1 rRNA gene is annotated in these 3,249 nt (G+C 56.5%); it reads left to right on the forward strand.

Annotated elements, in window-relative coordinates:
- Positions 1-101 precede the first annotated feature (101 nt).
- Positions 102-3,227, forward strand: a 23S ribosomal RNA gene (locus ABTX18_RS35780).
- Positions 3,228-3,249 lie beyond the last annotated feature (22 nt).

Raw genomic sequence — 3,249 nt, forward strand, 5'->3', positions numbered from 1 at the left:
CTGTCCTTCGGTTGCCGGCCCCAGTGAACTCATCCGGTAAGGGTGGGGTGATGGGTGGCTGGTCGTTGTTTGAGAACTGCACAGTGGACGCGAGCATCTGTGGCCAAGTTTTTAAGGGCGCACGGTGGATGCCTTGGCACCAGGAACCGATGAAGGACGTGGGAGGCCACGATAGGCCCCGGGGAGCTGTCAACCAAGCTTTGATCCGGGGGTGTCCGAATGGGGAAACCCGGCAGTCGTCATGGGCTGTCACCCGCTGCTGAACACATAGGCAGTGTGGAGGGAACGCGGGGAAGTGAAACATCTCAGTACCCGCAGGAAGAGAAAACAACCGTGATTCCGGGAGTAGTGGCGAGCGAAACTGGATCAGGCCAAACCGTATGCGTGTGATACCCGGCAGGGGTTGCGCATGCGGGGTTGTGGGATCTCTTTTTCATGGTCTGCCGGCCGTGAGACGAGTCAGAAACCGTTGATGTAGGCGAAGGACATGCGAAAGGTCCGGCGTAGAGGGTAAGACCCCCGTAGCTGAAACATTAACGGCTCGTTTAAGAGACACCCAAGTAGCACGGGGCCCGAGAAATCCCGTGTGAATCTGGCGGGACCACCCGTTAAGCCTAAATATTCCCTGGTGACCGATAGCGGATAGTACCGTGAGGGAATGGTGAAAAGTACCGCGGGAGCGGAGTGAAATAGTACCTGAAACCGTGTGCCTACAAGCCGTGGGAGCGTCGCGCATCGAGTTTACTCGGTGCGTCGTGACTGCGTGCCTTTTGAAGAATGAGCCTGCGAGTTTGCGGTGTGTTGCGAGGTTAACCCGTGTGGGGAAGCCGTAGCGAAAGCGAGTCCGAATAGGGCGATTTAGTAGCGCGCTCAAGACCCGAAGCGGAGTGATCTAGCCATGGGCAGGTTGAAGCGGAGGTAAGACTTCGTGGAGGACCGAACCCACCAGGGTTGAAAACCTGGGGGATGACCTGTGGTTAGGGGTGAAAGGCCAATCAAACTCCGTGATAGCTGGTTCTCCCCGAAATGCATTTAGGTGCAGCGTCGTGTGTTTCTTGCCGGAGGTAGAGCACTGGATAGGCGATGGGCCCTACCGGGTTACTGACCTTAGCCAAACTCCGAATGCCGGTAAGTGAGAGCACGGCAGTGAGACTGTGGGGGATAAGCTCCATGGTCGAGAGGGAAACAGCCCAGAGCATCGACTAAGGCCCCTAAGCGTACGCTAAGTGGGAAAGGATGTGGAGTCGCAGAGACAACCAGGAGGTTGGCTTAGAAGCAGCCACCCTTGAAAGAGTGCGTAATAGCTCACTGGTCAAGTGATTCCGCGCCGACAATGTAGCGGGGCTCAAGCGTACCGCCGAAGTCGTGTCATTCACACATATAGGGCCAACGCCTGTGTGGATGGGTAGGGGAGCGTCGTGTGCCGGGTGAAGCAGCCGCGGAAGCGAGTTGTGGACGGTTCACGAGTGAGAATGCAGGCATGAGTAGCGATACACACGTGAGAAACGTGTGCGCCGATTGACTAAGGGTTCCTGGGTCAAGCTGATCTGCCCAGGGTAAGTCGGGACCTAAGGCGAGGCCGACAGGCGTAGTCGATGGACAACCGGTTGATATTCCGGTACCCGCTTTGAAACGCCCAATACTGAATCAGGCGATGCTAAGTCCGTGAAGCCGGCCCGATCTCTTCGGAGTTGAGGGTAGTGGTGGAGCCGACGAACCAGACTTGTACTAGGTAAGCGATGGGGTGACGCAGGAAGGTAGTCCAGCCCGGGCGGTGGTAGTCCCGGGGTAAGGGTGTAGGCCGTGTGATAGGCAAATCCGTCACACATTAAGGCTGAGACCTGATGCCGAGCCGATTGTGGTGAAGTGGATGATCCTATGCTGTCGAGAAAAGCCTCTAGCGAGTTTCATGGCGGCCCGTACCCTAAACCGACTCAGGTGGTCAGGTAGAGAATACCGAGGCGTTCGGGTGAACTATGGTTAAGGAACTCGGCAAAATGCCCCCGTAACTTCGGGAGAAGGGGGGCCATCACTGGTGATCCGATTTACTCGGTGAGCTGGGGGTGGCCGCAGAGACCAGCGAGAAGCGACTGTTTACTAAAAACACAGGTCCGTGCGAAGCCGTAAGGCGATGTATACGGACTGACGCCTGCCCGGTGCTGGAACGTTAAGGGGACCGGTTAGCTGACTTTCGGGTCGGCGAAGCTGAGAACTTAAGCGCCAGTAAACGGCGGTGGTAACTATAACCATCCTAAGGTAGCGAAATTCCTTGTCGGGTAAGTTCCGACCTGCACGAATGGCGTAACGACTTCTCGACTGTCTCAACCATAGGCCCGGTGAAATTGCACTACGAGTAAAGATGCTCGTTTCGCGCAGCAGGACGGAAAGACCCCGGGACCTTTACTATAGTTTGATATTGGTGTTCGGTTCGGCTTGTGTAGGATAGGTGGGAGACTTTGAAGCGGCCACGCCAGTGGTTGTGGAGTCGTCGTTGAAATACCACTCTGGTCGTGCTGGATGTCTAACCTGGGTCCGTGATCCGGATCAGGGACAGTGTCTGATGGGTAGTTTAACTGGGGCGGTTGCCTCCTAAAGAGTAACGGAGGCGCCCAAAGGTTCCCTCAGCCTGGTTGGCAATCAGGTGTTGAGTGTAAGTGCACAAGGGAGCTTGACTGTGAGACCGACGGGTCGAGCAGGGACGAAAGTCGGGACTAGTGATCCGGCAGTGGCTTGTGGAAGCGCTGTCGCTCAACGGATAAAAGGTACCCCGGGGATAACAGGCTGATCTTCCCCAAGAGTCCATATCGACGGGATGGTTTGGCACCTCGATGTCGGCTCGTCGCATCCTGGGGCTGGAGTCGGTCCCAAGGGTTGGGCTGTTCGCCCATTAAAGCGGTACGCGAGCTGGGTTTAGAACGTCGTGAGACAGTTCGGTCCCTATCCGCTGTGCGCGTAGGAATATTGAGAAGGGCTGTCCCTAGTACGAGAGGACCGGGACGGACGAACCTCTGGTGTGCCAGTTGTCCTGCCAAGGGCATGGCTGGTTGGCTACGTTCGGAAAGGATAACCGCTGAAAGCATCTAAGCGGGAAGCCTGCTTCGAGATGAGTATTCCCACCCCCTTTGAGGGGTTAAGGCTCCCAGTAGACGACTGGGTTGATAGGCCAGATGTGGAAGCCCGGTAACGGGTGGAGCTGACTGGTACTAATAGGCCGAGGGCTTGTCCTCAGTTGCTCGCGTCCACTGTGTT

Origin of the sequence: Streptomyces sp. NPDC096323, assembly GCF_040302845.1 — a bacterium.
Lineage (GTDB): Bacteria > Actinomycetota > Actinomycetes > Streptomycetales > Streptomycetaceae > Streptomyces.